Here is a 16,193-nt window from a genome sequence, read left to right on the forward strand (position 1 = left end):
CCTGGCCGGACCAGCGGGCGGAGCCGGGACCGGCGCCATTCCAGGCGGGAATGGCGTCACCCGCCTCCAAGCGAAACGCCCTTGCGTCGCAGCCGCCGGGCGTTGCCGGTCGCCTTGCGGTGGATCGGCGCGAGCGCGGCGGCGCTCATGCGCGCGGGCGCATCGAGCGTTTCGAGCGCCAGTCTGGTCATGCCATTGCCCAGCCGGACCAGTTCCCCCGGCGTCGGCCATCGCCCACGCATGGTCATCAGCGCGACATCGCGCATCGGCCCGGTCCACGCCGCCTGCCCCGACCACCAGGCCGACATGGTGTCGGACCCGGCGCGGGAAAGGGCATTGATCTTTTCGGGCACCATGCGCGCAAGCTCGGCATGATCGGTCAAATGCGGGCTGCGCATCGCCGACCCGATGATCGCCGTGCGCGCCGTCACCACGTCATTGGCCGCGCCCATCGTTTCCAGGGCGCGCAAGCCCGTGCCGGCGAGCGACCAGCCGCTGGCGATCAGCCGGCTCCAGCCGTAGAATATGTCAAACATCCTCCCCTGCCTCGCGACCGGCCTGTTGCTTGGCGGCACGGGCCGCCGAAATCAGGCTGTGGCCGGTCTGCGCCGCGGCATCGGGCGTCATCGTCACCGCCACGCCATCGGGCCCGTCGAGCATGACGACGCCTTCTTCGGCGGTGGCGACGCCGGCTCTGGATAGCGGGCCGTTGACAGGTGTTGGTTCGCTCATGACTGGCTTTCTTGTGATGCGGGAGATGGGGGATCGAGATAGAGATAGTCCGGCTTGAACTGCCCCCGCGCGGCGAGCTTGACGGGATCCAGGATTTCGACAAGCGACGACCTGAATATGCACAACTGCTCCTCGCGCAATTGCCGCATCACCCGGTTTACATGGACGTTGGTCAGGCCGCATATTTCCGACAGGTCGGTCTGGGTCAATCCCAGGGCGAACCGGCGACCATCGCTCAGGCCCGCGGACATCAGCCGGGCGTTGGTTTCCGACAGGAAATGCGCGACACGACCGACCGCGTCGAGCCGCCCCAGGCGAAACAGCCAGGCGCGATGGATCGCCGCGTCGAGCAGCGTGGAAAACCACAATTTGCGCGTCAGTTCGGGTTGGTCATGCATGATCGCTTCAAGCCGGGCATGGGGGACGATAGCCACGGTCGCCGCGGTCATCGTCGCCACGTCATGATCGAGAATCTTCAGCGGAAAGGCGTGCAGGTCGACGAAATCGCCCGGCACATGGACCGCAACCAGTTGGCGCAGGCCGCGGCGATCGTCGATGTAGCGCGACATGATGCCTTCGACCAGCAGGGTGCTGACGTCGAGCGGTTCGCCCGCATGCGCCACCGTCGTCCTTGGCGCGAGCGTGCGGATTTCGGTGATCGCCGCTTCGATCAGGGCGCGCTCGTGCGGTTCGAGCCGGGCGCCGCGCTTGTCCTTCAAAAACCGTTCGGTAAACATCGTTGACCGATCCCCCTGGATACAGACGTCGCTACCGACACCGTGCGGCCATAACGGACGAACAGGCCGCATGTTTCAGCGCCGTCGCCCTTTCGTGATGACGCAGGTCAATCCAGTGGGGAAAAGATGCCAGCCCGACACGACAAAGGCCCCCTCCCGGCACGGGAGGAGGCCTTCGCATGGCCGGTTCGTCGATATCAGGTGCGCAGGTCGGCTTCGGTCACCGGCGCGATCTTGATTTCGACGCGGCGATTGGCGGCCTTGCCTTCTTCGGTCAGGTTCGATGCGATCGGCTGCGTTTCGCCGTAACCGCGCGTGCCGATCCGCGCCGACTGTACGCCGCGGCTCGACAGGTAGCTGGCGACGGACTGGGCGCGCCGTTCGGACAGGCCCTGATTATAGGCGTCCGCGCCATCGCTGTCGGTGTGGCCGAGCACGTCGATATAGGTTTTGGGATATTGCGCCAGCACCGAGCCTACTTCATCGAGCGTCGGCTGGAACTGAGGCTGCACGGTTGCGCTGTCATAGCCAAAGGTGATGCCCGAGGGCATCCGCAGCAACAGGTTGTCGCCATCGCGAATCACGTCCACGCCGCTTCCGGCTGTCTGTTCGCGCAGCTTGCGCTCCTGCGCGTCCATATAGGCGCCGATGCCGGCGCCCGCGACCGCGCCGATGCCGGCGCCAACGATCTTTTCGGTCCGGTCGCGCTTGCCGCCGACCAGGTCACCCAGCAGATAGCCGCCCAATGCGCCGCCGATGCCGCCGATCGCGGCCTTGGAGATAGTGCGCTGTCCGGTGTTGGGGTCGGTGGTGCAGGCCGTGGTTGCCAGCATGGCGGCCAGCCCGGCTGCGCCCGCGATCTTGTATGAAATCCTCATTGTCTTATTCCCTTGTCTTCTGCGCCCGTCAGCAACGGATGCCCCCCCAATGATCGAGAGAAGGGCTTTGTTCCACAACCGAACTGAACTGCCGATGATGGAGCAGTTGTGAAAATGAAAGAATGCGGGCAATAGGCGTTCGACCGCCATGGCCACGCTCCCTCCCCCAACGCTGACGCCCTTCCCCTGGGCGGATCTGGCCATCATCCTTGCGCTGGTGGCGCTGAACGGCGTGTTCGCGATGTCGGAACTGGCGATCGTGTCGGCGCGCAGGCCCCGGTTGCAGTCGCTCGAAAAGGCCGGCCGGCGCGGCGCGAGCACGGCCCTGGCGCTGGCGTCCGATCCCGGCAAGTTCCTGTCCACCGTGCAGATCGGCATCACGCTGATCGGCATCATCGCCGGCGCCTATTCGGGCGCAAGCCTGGGCGGGCCGGTGGGCGAGCGGCTGGCGCCGTTGGGATTCACGCCCAATGTCGCTGAAAATCTGGGCTTTTCGATCGTTATCGCGCTCACCACCTATGCGTCGCTGATCGTCGGCGAACTGGTGCCCAAGCAGTTCGCGTTGCGCGCGCCCGAACCGATCGCGGTGATCATGGCCGGACCGATGCTGTGGCTGTCGCGCATCACCGCGCCGATCGTGTGGATATTGGACGGATCGAGCGCCCTGATCTTCCGCCTGCTGCGGATGAACCGCGAATCGGAAAGCCATGTCACCGCCGAGGAACTGCACCTGATCTTTGCCGAGGCGAGCAAGTCCGGCGTGATCGAGGAAAGCGAGCGGGCGATCATATCGGGCGTGGTGCGGCTGGCCGACCGGCCGGTGCGCGAGGTGATGACGCCGCGCATGGACGTCGACTGGATCGACATCAATGCCGATGCCCCCGCCATCCGGGCGCGATTGCTGGAAACCCCGCATACGCGCCTGCCTGTCGGGCGCGGGACGGTGGAGGATATCGTCGGCATCGTCCAGGCACGCGACATCATGACAGCGCTGTTCCGGGGCGAGACGCTCAATCTGGAAACGCTGATGCGGCGGGTCGAGGTGGTGCCCGACCAGGTCGACGCCATGGACGCGCTCGAAGTGCTGCGCCGCGCCGACGTGCCGATGGTGATGGTGCACGACGAATATGGCCATTTCGAAGGGATCGCCACCCCCGCCGACCTGCTGTCGGCCATTGCCGGCCATTTCGCGTCCGACCGCGACCTGTATGACGAACCCGACCTGGTCGAACGCGACGACGGCAGCCTGATCGTGTCGGGCCAGATGCCGGTCGACATGCTGGCGGACCGGATCGGCATCGACCTGCCCGAACATCGCGACTATGCCACCGTTGCCGGCCATGCCTTGTGGCTGTTCAAGCGCCTGCCGGAGGTCGGCGATCATGTCGTCGACCAGGGATGGCGGTTCGAAATCGTCGACATGGACGGGCGCAAGATCGACAAGCTGCTGGTCGCGCAACGCTAACGCGCTTTTCAACGCTGCATCTTGGCCTTAGATTGACGCCCATGCAGCACCATTTCGATGTCGTGATCCTTGGCGGCGGGCTGGTCGGTCTGACGCTGGGCATAGCCCTGTCCGGCCACGGCGTTAGTTGCGCGGTGGTCGATCCCGCCGATCCGGTCGTCACCATGAGCGGCGATTTCGACGGGCGGGTTTCGGCGATTTCCTCCTCCAGCCTGGCCATGCTGGATGCGGTCGGCATCGGCGCCAGGCTCGCCGGCCGGGGATGTCCGATAGACCGGATCTGGGTAAGCGACGGCTTGCAGCCCGGCGCGCTCGATTTCGTACCGGATGAAAATGACGGCAAGATGGGGGTGATGTTCCCCAATCGCGACCTGCGCTTCGCGCTCGCGGGCGCGGCGGGCGACGCGGAAAATCTCACCCGCTTCCAGCCCGACCTGGCGGTCGATGTGCGGCGCGACGAAACGGGGGTGCGGTTGACGCTGAAAAGCGGGGCGGTGCTCGTCGCGCCGCTGCTGGTCGCGGCCGAAGGGCGCAACAGCCCCACGCGCGAGGCGGCCGGGATCCGCACGACCCGCTGGCAATATGATCATGTGGCGATGGTGTCCGCGCTCGACCATGAGATTGCCCACGCCAACACCGCCTATGAGATTTTCTATCCGGGCGGCCCGTTCGCCCTGTTGCCGATGCTGCCGGGCACACGTTCGGCGATCGTGTGGACCGTGCCCAAGGGCGACGCACCGGCGATGCTGAAGCTGGGCGAGCGGGCCTGGCTCGCGCAGGCGCAAAAGCGGATGGGCGGCTTTCTGGGCGAAATCGCGCTGGCCGGGCCGCGCTCTTCCTATCCGCTGGGCTTTCACCATGCCGCGCGGATCACCGACACAAGGCTCGCGCTGGTCGGCGACAGCGCGCACGCCATCCATCCGATCGCGGGACAGGGGCTGAACCTGGGCTTTCGCGATGTCGCCGCGCTGACCCAGGTGATCGTCGAAGGCATGCGGCTGGGCCTCGATCCCGGCGATGCGCAGTTGCTGGCGCGTTACCAGCGCTGGCGCGGGCTGGACGCGCTGTCGGTCAGCGTGGCGATGGACGGGCTGGTCAAGCTGTTCGACGTGCCCGGCCGCCTGCCTTCGGCAATCCGGCGCGCGGGGCTGGCGGCGGTGCAACGCACGCCGATGCTCAAGAACCGCTTCATGGCCGAGGCCCGCGGTCAGTCCGGTGCGCTGCCGGTGCTGCTGACGGGCGAACTGGTCTGAGCGATCGCGGGTAGCGGCGGGGTTTCGCCGCGCGCCTCGGTCAGGATGTTCCATACCGCGATAAACAGCGCGGCGATCGCCGGGCCGATGACGAAGCCGTTGATCCCGAACGCTTCCAGCCCGCCCAGTGTCGAGATCAGCACGACATAATCGGGCATGCGCGTATCGCGCCCGACCAGGATCGGTCGCAATATATTGTCGACCATGCCGATGATCAGCACGCCGCACCCGACCAGCACCGCGCCCTGCCAGATCGCGCCGGTCAGGAACAGGTAGATGGCGACCGGCACCCAAACGAGGCCGGTGCCGACAGCCGGCAGCAGCGAGAATATGCCCATCACCACGCCCCACAGCAGCGCGCCTTCGATACCGATCGTCCAGAACACCATGCCGCCGATCATGCCCTGGACGATGGCGACGACGATGCTGCCCTTCATGGTGGCGCGGATCACGGTCACGAACTGGCTGGCCAGCGCCCGACGCTGGCGCAGGCGCAGCGGCACGGCGCTGTCGAGCCGTCCGAGCAGCCGGTCGCCGTCGCGCAGCAGGTAGAAGCTCAGATACAGCATCACGCCCAGCGCCAGGAGGAAACTGAATGCGCCCTGCCCCAACAGGAAGGCCTGCCCCGCCACCGCGCGCGCGCCGCTCGCCATGCCCGATCCCAATAGCTGTCGCGCATTGGCGAAGCTGGTGAGCCCGCTGCGTTGCAGCCATGCCTTCGCCCAGGCCGGCAGCATGTTCTGGGCATCGCGGAAATAGCGGGCGAAATCGATATCGCCGGACTGGATGCGGGCATAAAGGCCGGACGCTTCCTGCACCAGCGCCATCCCCAGGACGAAGGCCGGCACGATCACCAGCGCGATGATCACCAGCAGCGTCATCATCGCCGCGCTGTTGCGTCTGCCCGGCAGCGCCGCGAGGAACCACCGATTGAGCGGCGCGAACAGGATCGCGGTCACCAGCCCCCACAGGATCGCCCCGAAAAACGGCTCGATCACCCAGGCGAAGGCCAGGCTGATGAGGATGACCAGCAGCGCGAAGCCGCTATCTTCGATGACCATCGGCCGCGCGGCGCGGGGTATCATGATGTCCGATCTCGCATTGCCCCCCGCTTAGCAGCATAAGCGGCCTGAGGCATAGTATCACGGGTGCGAAATGACGGGCGAGAGAGCAATATTGGGTGCGATCCTGGCCGGCGGGCAATCGCGCCGCTTTGGCAGCGACAAGGCGCTGGCGATGGTCGACGGCGCGCCGATGATAGAAATTGTGATCGCCGCGCTCGGTCCCCAGGTCGATGCGCTGGCGGTGTGCGGCCGCGACTGGCCGGGGCTGACCAGCCTGGACGATCGACCGGGCGGTGGCGCAGGCCCGCTTGCCGGGCTGAACGCCGCGCTCCATCACGCCGCCACACGGGGCTATGCAGGGGTGCTCGCGGTGCCGGTCGACGTGCTGCCGCTACCGCCCGACCTGCGCGCGCTGCTGGTCGGGGAAGGCGCCGCCACCTTTTCGCAACAGCATGCGGTCGGCTATTGGCCGGCATCGCTCGCCGGACGGCTCGATACCTATCTGGCGCAGGGCCATCGCCGCATCGACGGCTGGATCGCGCTCGCGGGCGCGCGCCGGGTGGACGAACCCTTGCCGATGCGCAACATCAACCGGCGCGAGGACCTGCTCTAGGGTCGGACCTGCCCCGTCCCGCGCACCAGCCATTTATACGTCGTCAGCCCCTCCAGCGCGACCGGGCCGCGCGCGTGCAGCCGACCGGTCGAAATGCCGATTTCCGCGCCCAGGCCGAATTCGCCGCCATCGGCGAACTGGGTCGATGCGTTCCACATGACGATGGCGCTGTCGACGGCATTGAGGAAACGCTCGGCGACCGCGCCATCTTCGGTGATGATCGCATCGGTATGACGGCTGCCATGCGCAGCGATATGCGCCAGCGCCTCGTCCAGCCCATCGACCAGCCGTACCGACACGATCGCATCAAGATATTCGGTGTCCCAATCCTCATCCGTGGCCGCAATCACCCGCGCGTCCATCGGCTGGACCGCAGCGTCGCCGCGCACTTCGCATCCGGCGTCGAGCAGCGCGCGCACCAGCGCGGGCGCATGCGCGTAGGCGCGGTCGATCAGCACCGTTTCGGTCGCGCCGCACACGCCGGTCCGGCGCAGCTTGGCGTTCACGGCCAGCGCCTGGGCCATGGCGGGGTCCGCCGCGCCATCGACATAGCTGTGGTTGATGCCGTCGAGATGCGCCAGCACCGGCACGCGCGCTTCTTCCTGCACGCGCGCGACCAGGCTTTTGCCCCCGCGCGGCACGATCATGTCGATATAGTCGCTGGCCTTGAGCAACGCGCCGACCGCGGCACGATCGGTCGTGGGGACCAGTTGCACCGCATCCTCGGGCAGCCCGGCAGCGACGATGCCCGCCACGATCGCGGCGTGGATGGCGCGGTTGCTTTCCCTCGCTTCGCTGCCACCGCGCAGGATGACCGCATTGCCCGCGCGCAGGCATAGCGCGGCGGCATCGGCGGTGACATTGGGCCGGCTTTCATAGACGATGCCGATCACCCCCAGCGGCACGCGCACGCGCGACAGCCTGAGGCCGTTTGGCCGCTCGCTTTCGTCGATCACCCGGCCGAGCGGATTGTCGAGCGTCGCCACCTGCTCCACCCCGTCGGCGGTCGCCGCGACGCGCCCCTGGTCCAGCCGCAGCCGGTCGAGCATCGACGATGACAGGCCGCTGGCCACGGCATTGTCCATGTCGCGCGCATTGGCGGCGAGGATCGCCGGCGCCTGGTCCCGCAACGCCTGCGCGGCGCGGCGCAATCCGTCGGCCTTTTGCGCGTCGCTGGCCTGAGCGAGCGATTCCGCGGCGCGACGCGCCTTCGCGCCCATCGTCGCGATCAGCATTTCGGGGGTCTGGGTAAGGTCGTTCATGGATGCCAAGCCTTTCGCCGCCGGCCTTAGCACGGAGATGACGATAACGGAACCGACAGGCAATGCGGGGGATATTTTCCCGGCGACCGGATCACGGGTCGCAAATGACCGCGGCCGCCGGGGGCAGAACCGGCCTGCCACATTCCATGCTATCGCCCGCCGTTCCCGCCCGCATACCCCGCAAGGAGTAGGGCCGATTAATTGCCGAGCAGGCCGACGATGCGGACAAGCTGCGATTCGCGGTTGCAGCCGGTCTTGTCGTAGATGTTGCGGATCTGGACCTTGAGCGTGTCGGGCGACACGCCGCGCGCCGCCGCGATCTGCGGCCGGGTTTCGCCCGCCGCCAGCCGCACCGCGATATCGGCTTCGGCGGGGGTCAGCCGGAATGCGCTCGTCAACGCCTGGACATGGCGACTGCCGGCCATCCCGACCCGCCCGACCAGGATCGCGCGGGGGGCGAAATTCATCTCCCATGCGCGCGCCGGCAGGGGAAATGCCTCCAATATCACCGCGACGCCGCCTGCGTCGTCGGCCAGCGGAATCGGGCCGGACGCCTTGCCGGGCCGCTCAAGCGCGTCCTGCGCCCCCTGCTGGATGCGGCGGGTTTCATCGGCGCGACTGCTCGCCAGCCGCCCGTCCGCCAGGCGAAGCCGGGTGGTGCCATAGAGCATTTCGGCACGGGGCGTCATGCCGCGCACCATCCCGGTGGCGTCGAGCAGCCAGCAGGCCCGGTCCATCGTTTCGAAGGTCCCGGCCAGCAGCGCGAAGCCCTGCTGCTCGATGGCGCGCTGCATCCGCGCGGCGGTGCGCGCATGCGGCGCTATCGCGGTGAAGCTGGCCCGTTCCGCTTCGCTGGTGCGGCCGTCCTTTTCCGACCGGAGCAACGCCAGACCGACCATCACATCGTCGTTGGCGATGAGGCGCGTCTGGCAACCGTGCATGATGTCGAGGTCCGCGCACATATCGACATAGTCGCTGGCGCCGCGCGCGCGCCTGACGATGTCGTAATGCGCCTCATGGACGATGGCGGGCGCGCTCGACAGGCTGTCGGCCACGACCCGGTAATTCTGGTCGGGCGTGTCGGCGTCGATGCTGGCGGCGCGCGCCAGCTGGTCCGCGTCCATGCCGCTGACCCAGTTGAAGCCGGCTGCCCCCGGACCAAAGCCGATGAGCTGGCCATGGGACGATCCGGTCTCCGCCGCCATGGCCGCCAGCGCATCATGCCATGTCCGGGGATCGAGCGCCGCTTGAAGAAAGCGGTCGGACCATTGCTCCGCCTGCCCGACGCCGTTCGCCATTTCGTGCCCCTGCCCGTTAAGCCCCGGTCTCTAGTCAGGCATCGCGCAGATGCTGTCAAACGAGGGTTATCGCTCGATCAGCCATTCGAACCGAGCGGTAACCGCATCGGCACCTACAACGCCTGCCCCGCTGCCCAGCCGCTCGACCAGGCCCACTGGAAATTATAGCCGCCAAGCCAGCCGGTGACGTCCACCGCCTCGCCGATCGCATAGAGGCCCGGCACGCGCCGCGCGGCCATGGTTTGTTGCGACAGGCCGTCGGTGGCGATGCCCCCCGCGGTCACCTCCGCCTTGGCAAGCCCTTCGGTGCCGTTGGGGCTGAAAGTCCAGCCGGCAAGGCGCGTCGCCGCGTCGCGCAGCGCCCGGTCGGGCAGATTGGCAAGGTCCCCGCCCAGCGCCAGCCGCTGCGCCAGCGCTTCGGCGAGGCGCGCCGGCAGCGCGGCGGACAGGGCGGTGGCGAGCGACGCGCGGGGCCGTTCGCGCTTGGCCTGGACCAACCAGTCCGGGTCGCGTCCGGGGACCATGTCGATCGTTATCGGTTCGCCATGGCGCCAATAGGAGGAGATTTGCAGGATCGCCGGGCCGGACAGCCCCTTGTGCGTGAACAGCGCCGCTTCAGCGAAGGCGGCCTTGCCGCAGCGTGCCACGACCGGGGCGGACACGCCGGACAGCGCCCGGAACAGCACATCTTCGCCACCCAGCGTCAGCGGCACCAGCGCCGGACGCGGCTCAACGATCTTCAATCCGAAGCGGCGGGCGAGCGTATAGGCAAAGCCGGTCGCGCCGAGCTTGGGAATGGACGGCCCGCCGGTCGCGATCACCAGCGCGGGCGCGCGGCTGACCCGGTCGCCATGCCGCACCGTGAAGCGCGCGTCGGCATGGTCGATGTCGGCAATGGCCTCGCCCAGCGCCATGTCCACGCCGCCCGCCACGCATTCATCGCGCAGCATCGCCACGATCTGGCGAGCAGATTCGTCGCAGAACAGCTGGCCCAACGTCTTTTCATGCCAGGCGATACCATGGCGGTCGACCAGCGCGATGAAGTCCTGCGCGCTGTAGCGGCTGAGCGCCGAGCGGGCGAAAGGGGGATTGGCCGACAGAAACCGGTCGGGCGCGATGCCAAGATTGGTGAAATTGCAGCGTCCGCCGCCCGATATAAGGATCTTTCGTCCCGGCTCGTCGCCATGATCGATCAGCAATGTGCGGCGGCCGCGCTGGCCCGCGACGGCCGCGCACATCATCCCCGCGCCGCCCGCGCCCAGGATGATCGCGTCATAATCGCGTGGGAATGAAGCGCCTGCCATCGCGGCGGCTTGTGAGCGAAGGCGCGCGCGCCCGCAACCCCCCGCCCCGCACCCGTCCGGTAGCCGTACGGTCAGGCCGCCTGGGCAATCGCCTCACGCTTGAAGGCGCGGAAGATCCGGCAGGGCGGAATATTCTTCCATTCAACGCCCGCTTCGACATGCCCGAACGCAGGCAGCAGCAGGCGACGGACATAGGCGGAATATTGATAGACGAGAAACGCGCCGCCGGGACGCAGCATCGCCTCCGTCTCGGCACAGATCCGATCGCCCACCCCTGCGGGCAGGGTCGAAAAGGGCAGGCCCGACAGGATATAGTCGGCCTGCGCATGGCCGGTCTCGGCAATCAGGCGGCGCACGTCAACGGCCGACCCGTGAACCGCGCGCAGGCGGGGATCGCGCACCTCTTCACGCAGATAGGTGATGAAATCGACGTTGAGGTCGATCGCCAGCAAGGTCGCGTCGGGATGCATATGATCGAGGATCGGCCGGGTGAAGGTGCCGACCCCCGGCCCATATTCCACCAACAGGCGCGTGCGTTCCCAATCGACCCCGGCCAGCATCGAATCGACCAGCATCGAGGATGACGGAATGATCGAACCGATCATGCCCGGATGCTTGGCGAATTGCCGGGCGAACAATGTCCACTGCTTCAGAAATTGCCGACCGCGTACCAGCGGATTGGCTTTCCGACGGGCTTCACGCAAGGGGATGGACGCCATTCAGTTCTCGCCTGCTCGTTCTTCTGTCCCATGGCCTTGCAGAAGTCGGGCCATGCCGCAAGCACCACCGCCCGCATCCCGCGCAAACGCGCCAAGGGTCAACCGGTTCATTTCACTTGTCTATGCCCTGGGCTCACGCGGACGCAACATGCCCGGCGAGACGAAGCCGATGGGATCGATCTGCATCGCGCTCTGCTTCAGCTTGGCGCGAATCTCCTCATATTCCCGCTCCATTTCGGGCGTCACCGACGCGCGGGTTTCCTCCAGCGCCGCATCGAAATGCGACTGGGCGACCTGTTCGACATCCAGCGACTGGCGCAGCGCGAACAGACCCGCCCGCCGAACCAGGTCCTCAAGGTCCGCGCCGGTGAACCGGTCGGTCCGGCTCGCCAGATCGTCCAGATCGACATCGTCCGCGATCGGCATCTTGGCGGTATGGATGCCCAGGATGCGTCGCCGCCCCGCCCGATCGGGGACCGGCACGTAGATCAGCTCGTCAAAGCGCCCCGGCCGCAACAGGGCGGGGTCGATCAGCGTCGGGCGATTGGTCGCGCCGATCACCACCACCGACTGCAACTCCTCCAGCCCGTCCATTTCCGCCAGGATGGTATTGACCACCCGTTCGGTCACGGCGGGTTCGCCAAGGCCGCCGCCGCGCGCCGGCACCAGGCTGTCCAGCTCATCTATAAACAGGACGGTGGGCGCGACCTGCCGCGCGCGAGCGAACAGCCGGGCGATCTGCTGTTCGCTCTCGCCATACCATTTGGACAACAGGTCGCTCGACTTGGTGGCGATGAAATTGGCCTGCGCCTCGCGCGCGACTGCCTTGGCCAGCAGCGTCTTGCCGGTGCCGGGGGGGCCATAGAGCAGGAAGCCCTTGGCCGGCCGGATGCCCAGCCGCCGGAAGGCCTCCGGGTCCTTGAGCGGCAGTTCGACGCCCTCCTTGAGCCTGACCTGGGCATCGTCCAGCCCGCCGATGTCGGACCAGCCGACATTGGGCGCCTGCACCATCACCTCGCGCATCGCCGATGGCTGCACGCGCTTGATCGCGGCGAGAAAATCCTCGCGCGTGACCGACAGCTCGTCGAGCACCTCGGCGGGAATCGTTCCTTCCTCCAGGTTGAGGCGGGGCATGAAGCGGCGCACGGTGTCGATCGCCGCCTCGCGCGTCAGCGCGGCGAGATCGGCGCCGACAAAGCCATAGGTGGTGCGCGCCAGTTCGGCGAGATCGACATTTTCGGCGAGCGGCATGCCGCGCGTGTGGATGCCCAATATCTCGCGCCGTCCGCGCTCGTCGGGCACGCCGACCACGATTTCGCGGTCGAAACGCCCTGGACGCCGCAACGCCTCGTCGATTGCCTCGGGCCGGTTGGTCGCGGCGATCACGACCAGATTGACCCGCGGTTCCAGCCCATCCATCAGCGTCAGCAGCTGGGCGACCAGCCGTTTTTCGGTCTCGCCCGTCACCTGGCCGCGCTTGGGCGCGATCGAATCGATCTCGTCGATGAACAGGATCGACGGGGCGGACTTGGCCGCTGCCTCGAAAATCTCGCGCAGCTGCTTTTCCGATTCGCCATAGGCCGATCCCATGATCTCCGGCCCGTTGATCAGGAAAAATTCGGCATCCGATTCATTGGCGACGGCACGCGCGAGCCGCGTCTTGCCGGTGCCCGGCGGGCCGTGCAACAGCACGCCCTTGGGCGGGTCGACGCCCAGCCGTTCGAACAGTTCGGGGTAGCGCAACGGCAATTCGACCATCTCGCGCAGCTGGTCGATCGTTTCGGCCATACCGCCGACATCGTCATAGGTGACGTCGGCGCGGCGCGATTCGCGCGGCTCCTCATATTCCGAACGTAGTTCGATATCGGTATCCGCATCGATCTGGACGATGCCCTTGGGCACGGTCGACACCACGACCAGGCGAATTTCCTGCAGGGCATACGCGGGCGCGGCCAGCATCTGGCGCAGATTGGCGGGCATGTCGGCGCGATCGACCTGCTGTTGCCCGGCGGTGGCAACGACATCGCCGGCGGTCAGCGGACGCTGGAAGAAGACGCGCTTGAGCGCATCGGGATTGCCCTGAAGCCGCAGATTATTCTGCGCGGGCGCGAAAATGACGCGCTGGGCGGGGCGCGGCTCGATCTTGCGGATCTGGACGAAATCGCCCGATCCCGCGCCGGCATTGGCGCGTTGCAACCCGTCGAGGCGGAGCACGTCCAGCCCCTCATCTTCCTTGTAGGGACGCACGACTCGCGCCGGGGTGTTGCGCTTGCCGACGATCTCGATGACGTCGCCCTCGGCCAGGCTCAGTTCGGCCATGACAGTCAACGGCAGCCGCGCCAGCCCGCGCCCGGCGTCCTCCGGGCGCGCGTTGGCCACCTGAATCTTGCGTCCGTCCAATTCCTGATCGGCCATCGGCTTTTCGTCCCCTCCGCTTCACATCTTTGCAGATAGGAAGGACAAGGCCCAAGCGGAAGCCCCCGTTTCATGCGGCGCCGGGCAAAAAAAGGGGCTGGCGATTGCGCCAGCCCTGGAAAGTTTTAGGAGAGGATGCCTGAAAGGCCTCCCCTATGTGCGCCGCACCTTCTCTCTTCGCAAGTGCGAAAAGATTCGAGCAGTTGCATAAATTGCATCTTGCCTTCCTGTGACTTTTGCTGCTCATTGTATTGAGGATGAGTGATCCAACTTGCGCCGCAACCGACAAGCATGAATGACGCAGCGCAACAGCCCGAGGCTTCGGAACCAGAACCGCGATGCGACGACTACCGCCCCTTACGGCCCTGGAAGCCTTTGTTCAGGTCGCTCGCCTGGGATCGGTGAAGGCTGCGGCGGAAGAATTGGCGCTGTCCACCCCTGCGCTCAGCCGCCGCGTTCAGGCGCTGGAGCGTTTCATCGGACGGCTGCTGTTCGAGCGCAAGCACCAGGCGCTGGAAATCAACGCCGATGGCCAGCGGCTGCTCGACGAACTGGCGCCCGCGCTCGATGCGATGAGCCAGGCGCTGGAAAATATCCAGAGCGGCGGCAACCAGCTGCGTTTGCGGCTTGGGGTGATGCCGCTCTTTGCCACCCAGCGCCTGTTTCCGCATCTGGGCAGCCTGCGCCAGCTCCACCCGCAGTTGCACATCGACATCGAAACCAACCCGCATGCCATCGCCCGGCTGGGCGAGGGGCTGGACGCGGCGATCGTGCTGACCAAGGATGTCGATCCGGCGCTGTACGCGCATGAACTTGATCATGACGAGGTCTATCTGATCGGCCGGGCCGCGCTGGCGGAAGGCCCCGAGGCGCTGTCGGGTCCCGCCGACCTCGCCAACCATACGATATTGCTGCATCGCGAAATGACGCTCGCCTTCGATGCGTGGAAGGAAGCGGTCGGACTGCCCGACCTTCAGCCGGCGGCGGTGGACAGTTATGATTCGGGCCAGCTGATGCTGGAGGCGGCGGCGCAGGGGCTGGGCGTCGCGGTGATGCATGCCAGCCATTTCCAGCAGTCCGGCGATGCGCGGCTGGTGCGGCTGTTCCCGACCTATACCGAAAGCCCGTATCGCTATTTCTTCGTCTGCCGCCCGCGCGCGCTGCAAACCCGCGCGGTCCGCCTCTTTCGCGACTGGCTGATCGGCGCCGACGTCTGAAAGCACGGGGCGGCTATCGCCCGCGCCCAAATCTTTCACGCTGACTTAACCTTGTCTCGGACAAGCCGTAATAGGGGTCATGGCAGGCGCGACACTTTCTTCTGCGAATTCGCAGCACGGGCTGGCTGACCGCTTGACGCGGTGGGCCAAGGGCTTTTCGGGCAAAGCGGAGGAAGCAGAGACCGAACCGTCGCCGCGCGCCACCAAGATGCCGGTGAACCGCGAGGTCAACCGCCGTCGCAAACTATATGAAGAAATAGGCGAATTTCTCTTCGCGCATGATCTCGACCTGACGCCGCTCAATTTCAGCGTGGCTCTCGATTATCTGACCGGGGCCAATATCGGGATCGAAAAGGCGATCAAGGCGGTGTTGATGGAGCGCGGGGCGATCACCAGCAGCTGGATCGAAGCGGTCGCCGCCGAACAGCGCGCGGACGAGGTAACGGCTGAATCGCTGGCGCAGATGCTCGACAAGGTCGAGGAAAATCTGTCCCACTTCACCGGGCTGGTCAAGGAATCGCGCAATTCGGCCAAGGACTATGGCGCCGCGTTGCAGGAACAGGCCAAGGGCCTGTCCGAAGGCGGGGAAGCAGAGCCGGTGCTGGCCCGGCTTGTCGGCCTGACCCGGTCGATGGTGGAAAAGACGCGCCAGGTCGAAACCCAGATGCGCGAAAATCAGAAACAGACCCATGCGCTGAAATCCAGCCTGGAAAGCGCGCGCCGCGCCGCCGAGCACGACCATCTGACCGGCCTGCCCAATCGCCGCGCATTCGAAAATGTGCTGCGCGAGGAAGTGACGCTGGCCCGCAGCAATGGCGAGCATCTGAGCATCGCCTTTTGCGACATCGACCATTTCAAGCTGGTCAATGACGTGCACGGCCACGATACCGGCGACCGCGTGCTCAAATTCGTCGCCGGCCTGCTGGCCAAGGTGTCGAGCGATCGCTGTCACGTGGCGCGCCACGGCGGCGAGGAATTCGTGCTGCTGCTGCGCGGCAGGACTGCCGCCGAAGCGTGCGAACTGGTCGACAGCGTGCGCGAGGACCTGTCCAACCGCAGCCTCGTCAATCGCGCCAATGGCGAACGGATGGAACGGGTCAGCTTTTCAGCGGGGGTCGCCAATGTCTTCGCATATGACGAGCCGCGCGGCGCGCTGAAGGCTGCCGACCGCGCCCTGTATCTGGCCAAGGAACATGGCCGCAACCGCGTCTATCTGGCCGCGGAGATCGACTGACC

General features: G+C 66.5%; 15 protein-coding genes. 5 read left to right on the forward strand and 10 right to left on the reverse strand.

The window, feature by feature from the left end; translation table 11 throughout:
• Positions 1 to 56 precede the first annotated feature (56 nt).
• From WG908_RS09160 to WG908_RS09175, 4 genes are all read right to left on the reverse strand, one after another.
• Positions 57 to 536, reverse strand: a complete 480-nt coding sequence (locus WG908_RS09160) for a hypothetical protein (protein WP_340186263.1) — start codon at positions 534 to 536, stop codon at positions 57 to 59.
• Positions 529 to 732, reverse strand: a complete 204-nt coding sequence (locus WG908_RS09165) for a hypothetical protein (protein WP_340186264.1) — start codon at positions 730 to 732, stop codon at positions 529 to 531. Before WG908_RS09165 ends, WG908_RS09160 begins: the two co-directional genes overlap by 8 nt.
• Entirely contained in the window at positions 729 to 1,469 is a 741-nt protein-coding gene (locus WG908_RS09170) for a Crp/Fnr family transcriptional regulator (protein ID WP_340186265.1), read from the reverse strand. Before WG908_RS09170 ends, WG908_RS09165 begins: the two co-directional genes overlap by 4 nt.
• Before the next feature lie 197 nt (positions 1,470 to 1,666).
• On the reverse strand, positions 1,667 to 2,347 hold the full coding sequence (locus WG908_RS09175) for a YiaD family glycine zipper/OmpA-like lipoprotein (protein WP_340186266.1): 681 nt from the start codon (positions 2,345 to 2,347) through the stop codon (positions 1,667 to 1,669).
• 148 nt (positions 2,348 to 2,495) lie between these two features.
• Here WG908_RS09175 and WG908_RS09180 point away from each other — a divergent pair, with 148 nt between their 5' ends.
• Entirely contained in the window at positions 2,496 to 3,812 is a 1,317-nt protein-coding gene (locus WG908_RS09180; protein WP_340186267.1) for a hemolysin family protein, read from the forward strand.
• A gap of 41 nt (positions 3,813 to 3,853) precedes the next feature.
• On the forward strand, positions 3,854 to 5,065 hold the full coding sequence (locus WG908_RS09185) for an FAD-dependent monooxygenase (RefSeq protein ID WP_340186268.1): 1,212 nt from the start codon (positions 3,854 to 3,856) through the stop codon (positions 5,063 to 5,065).
• Here the strand turns inward: WG908_RS09185 and WG908_RS09190 are convergent.
• The gene (locus tag WG908_RS09190) at positions 5,020 to 6,150 is read right to left on the reverse strand and encodes an AI-2E family transporter (protein WP_340186269.1); all 1,131 of its coding nucleotides are present in this window, start codon (positions 6,148 to 6,150) and stop codon (positions 5,020 to 5,022) included. The genes WG908_RS09185 and WG908_RS09190 overlap by 46 nt on opposite strands.
• Positions 6,151 to 6,220: 70 nt before the next feature.
• Between WG908_RS09190 and mobA the strand changes: the two genes are divergently transcribed.
• Positions 6,221 to 6,742, forward strand: coding sequence for a molybdenum cofactor guanylyltransferase (mobA, locus tag WG908_RS09195; protein ID WP_340186270.1), 522 nt, complete (start codon positions 6,221 to 6,223; stop codon positions 6,740 to 6,742).
• On the opposite strand, the gene WG908_RS09200 is transcribed toward mobA, so the two are convergent.
• From WG908_RS09200 to WG908_RS09220, 5 genes are all read right to left on the reverse strand, one after another.
• Positions 6,739 to 8,004 (reverse strand): glutamate-5-semialdehyde dehydrogenase, encoded by a 1,266-nt coding sequence (locus WG908_RS09200; RefSeq protein WP_340186271.1) that lies wholly within the window; start codon positions 8,002 to 8,004, stop codon positions 6,739 to 6,741. The two genes, mobA and WG908_RS09200, sit on opposite strands and share 4 nt — an antisense overlap.
• Before the next feature lie 197 nt (positions 8,005 to 8,201).
• On the reverse strand, positions 8,202 to 9,302 hold the full coding sequence (locus tag WG908_RS09205; RefSeq protein WP_340186272.1) for a helix-turn-helix transcriptional regulator: 1,101 nt from the start codon (positions 9,300 to 9,302) through the stop codon (positions 8,202 to 8,204).
• A 113-nt stretch (positions 9,303 to 9,415) separates the two neighbouring features.
• The gene (locus WG908_RS09210; protein WP_340186273.1) at positions 9,416 to 10,606 is read right to left on the reverse strand and encodes a BaiN/RdsA family NAD(P)/FAD-dependent oxidoreductase; all 1,191 of its coding nucleotides are present in this window, start codon (positions 10,604 to 10,606) and stop codon (positions 9,416 to 9,418) included.
• 71 nt (positions 10,607 to 10,677) lie between these two features.
• Positions 10,678 to 11,325 (reverse strand): class I SAM-dependent methyltransferase, encoded by a 648-nt coding sequence (locus WG908_RS09215; RefSeq protein ID WP_340186274.1) that lies wholly within the window; start codon positions 11,323 to 11,325, stop codon positions 10,678 to 10,680.
• 120 nt (positions 11,326 to 11,445) lie between these two features.
• Positions 11,446 to 13,740 carry a CDC48 family AAA ATPase gene (locus WG908_RS09220; RefSeq protein ID WP_340186275.1) on the reverse strand — a complete coding sequence of 765 codons (2,295 nt, stop codon included), beginning with the start codon at positions 13,738 to 13,740 and terminating at the stop codon, positions 11,446 to 11,448.
• 338 nt (positions 13,741 to 14,078) lie between these two features.
• Here WG908_RS09220 and WG908_RS09225 point away from each other — a divergent pair, with 338 nt between their 5' ends.
• The gene (locus tag WG908_RS09225; protein WP_340186276.1) at positions 14,079 to 14,957 is read left to right on the forward strand and encodes a LysR substrate-binding domain-containing protein; all 879 of its coding nucleotides are present in this window, start codon (positions 14,079 to 14,081) and stop codon (positions 14,955 to 14,957) included.
• Positions 14,958 to 15,036: 79 nt separating this feature from the next.
• Positions 15,037 to 16,191 (forward strand): GGDEF domain-containing protein, encoded by a 1,155-nt coding sequence (locus tag WG908_RS09230; protein ID WP_340186277.1) that lies wholly within the window; start codon positions 15,037 to 15,039, stop codon positions 16,189 to 16,191.
• Positions 16,192 to 16,193 lie beyond the last annotated feature (2 nt).

The organism is Sphingobium anseongense (assembly GCF_037725245.1).
GTDB lineage: Bacteria > Pseudomonadota > Alphaproteobacteria > Sphingomonadales > Sphingomonadaceae > Sphingobium.

Coding starts and splice junctions, on each gene's coding strand:
- WG908_RS09160 (WP_340186263.1), bottom strand. CDS start 536: ATGTTTGACATATTCTACGGCTGGAGCCGGCTGATCGCCAGCGGCTGG.
- WG908_RS09165 (WP_340186264.1), bottom strand. CDS start 732: ATGAGCGAACCAACACCTGTCAACGGCCCGCTATCCAGAGCCGGCGTC.
- WG908_RS09170 (WP_340186265.1), bottom strand. CDS start 1,469: ATGTTTACCGAACGGTTTTTGAAGGACAAGCGCGGCGCCCGGCTCGAA.
- WG908_RS09175 (WP_340186266.1), bottom strand. CDS start 2,347: ATGAGGATTTCATACAAGATCGCGGGCGCAGCCGGGCTGGCCGCCATG.
- WG908_RS09180 (WP_340186267.1), top strand. CDS start 2,496: ATGGCCACGCTCCCTCCCCCAACGCTGACGCCCTTCCCCTGGGCGGAT.
- WG908_RS09185 (WP_340186268.1), top strand. CDS start 3,854: ATGCAGCACCATTTCGATGTCGTGATCCTTGGCGGCGGGCTGGTCGGT.
- WG908_RS09190 (WP_340186269.1), bottom strand. CDS start 6,150: ATGATACCCCGCGCCGCGCGGCCGATGGTCATCGAAGATAGCGGCTTC.
- mobA (WP_340186270.1), top strand. CDS start 6,221: ATGACGGGCGAGAGAGCAATATTGGGTGCGATCCTGGCCGGCGGGCAA.
- WG908_RS09200 (WP_340186271.1), bottom strand. CDS start 8,004: ATGAACGACCTTACCCAGACCCCCGAAATGCTGATCGCGACGATGGGC.
- WG908_RS09205 (WP_340186272.1), bottom strand. CDS start 9,302: ATGGCGAACGGCGTCGGGCAGGCGGAGCAATGGTCCGACCGCTTTCTT.
- WG908_RS09210 (WP_340186273.1), bottom strand. CDS start 10,606: ATGGCAGGCGCTTCATTCCCACGCGATTATGACGCGATCATCCTGGGC.
- WG908_RS09215 (WP_340186274.1), bottom strand. CDS start 11,325: ATGGCGTCCATCCCCTTGCGTGAAGCCCGTCGGAAAGCCAATCCGCTG.
- WG908_RS09220 (WP_340186275.1), bottom strand. CDS start 13,740: ATGGCCGATCAGGAATTGGACGGACGCAAGATTCAGGTGGCCAACGCG.
- WG908_RS09225 (WP_340186276.1), top strand. CDS start 14,079: ATGCGACGACTACCGCCCCTTACGGCCCTGGAAGCCTTTGTTCAGGTC.
- WG908_RS09230 (WP_340186277.1), top strand. CDS start 15,037: ATGGCAGGCGCGACACTTTCTTCTGCGAATTCGCAGCACGGGCTGGCT.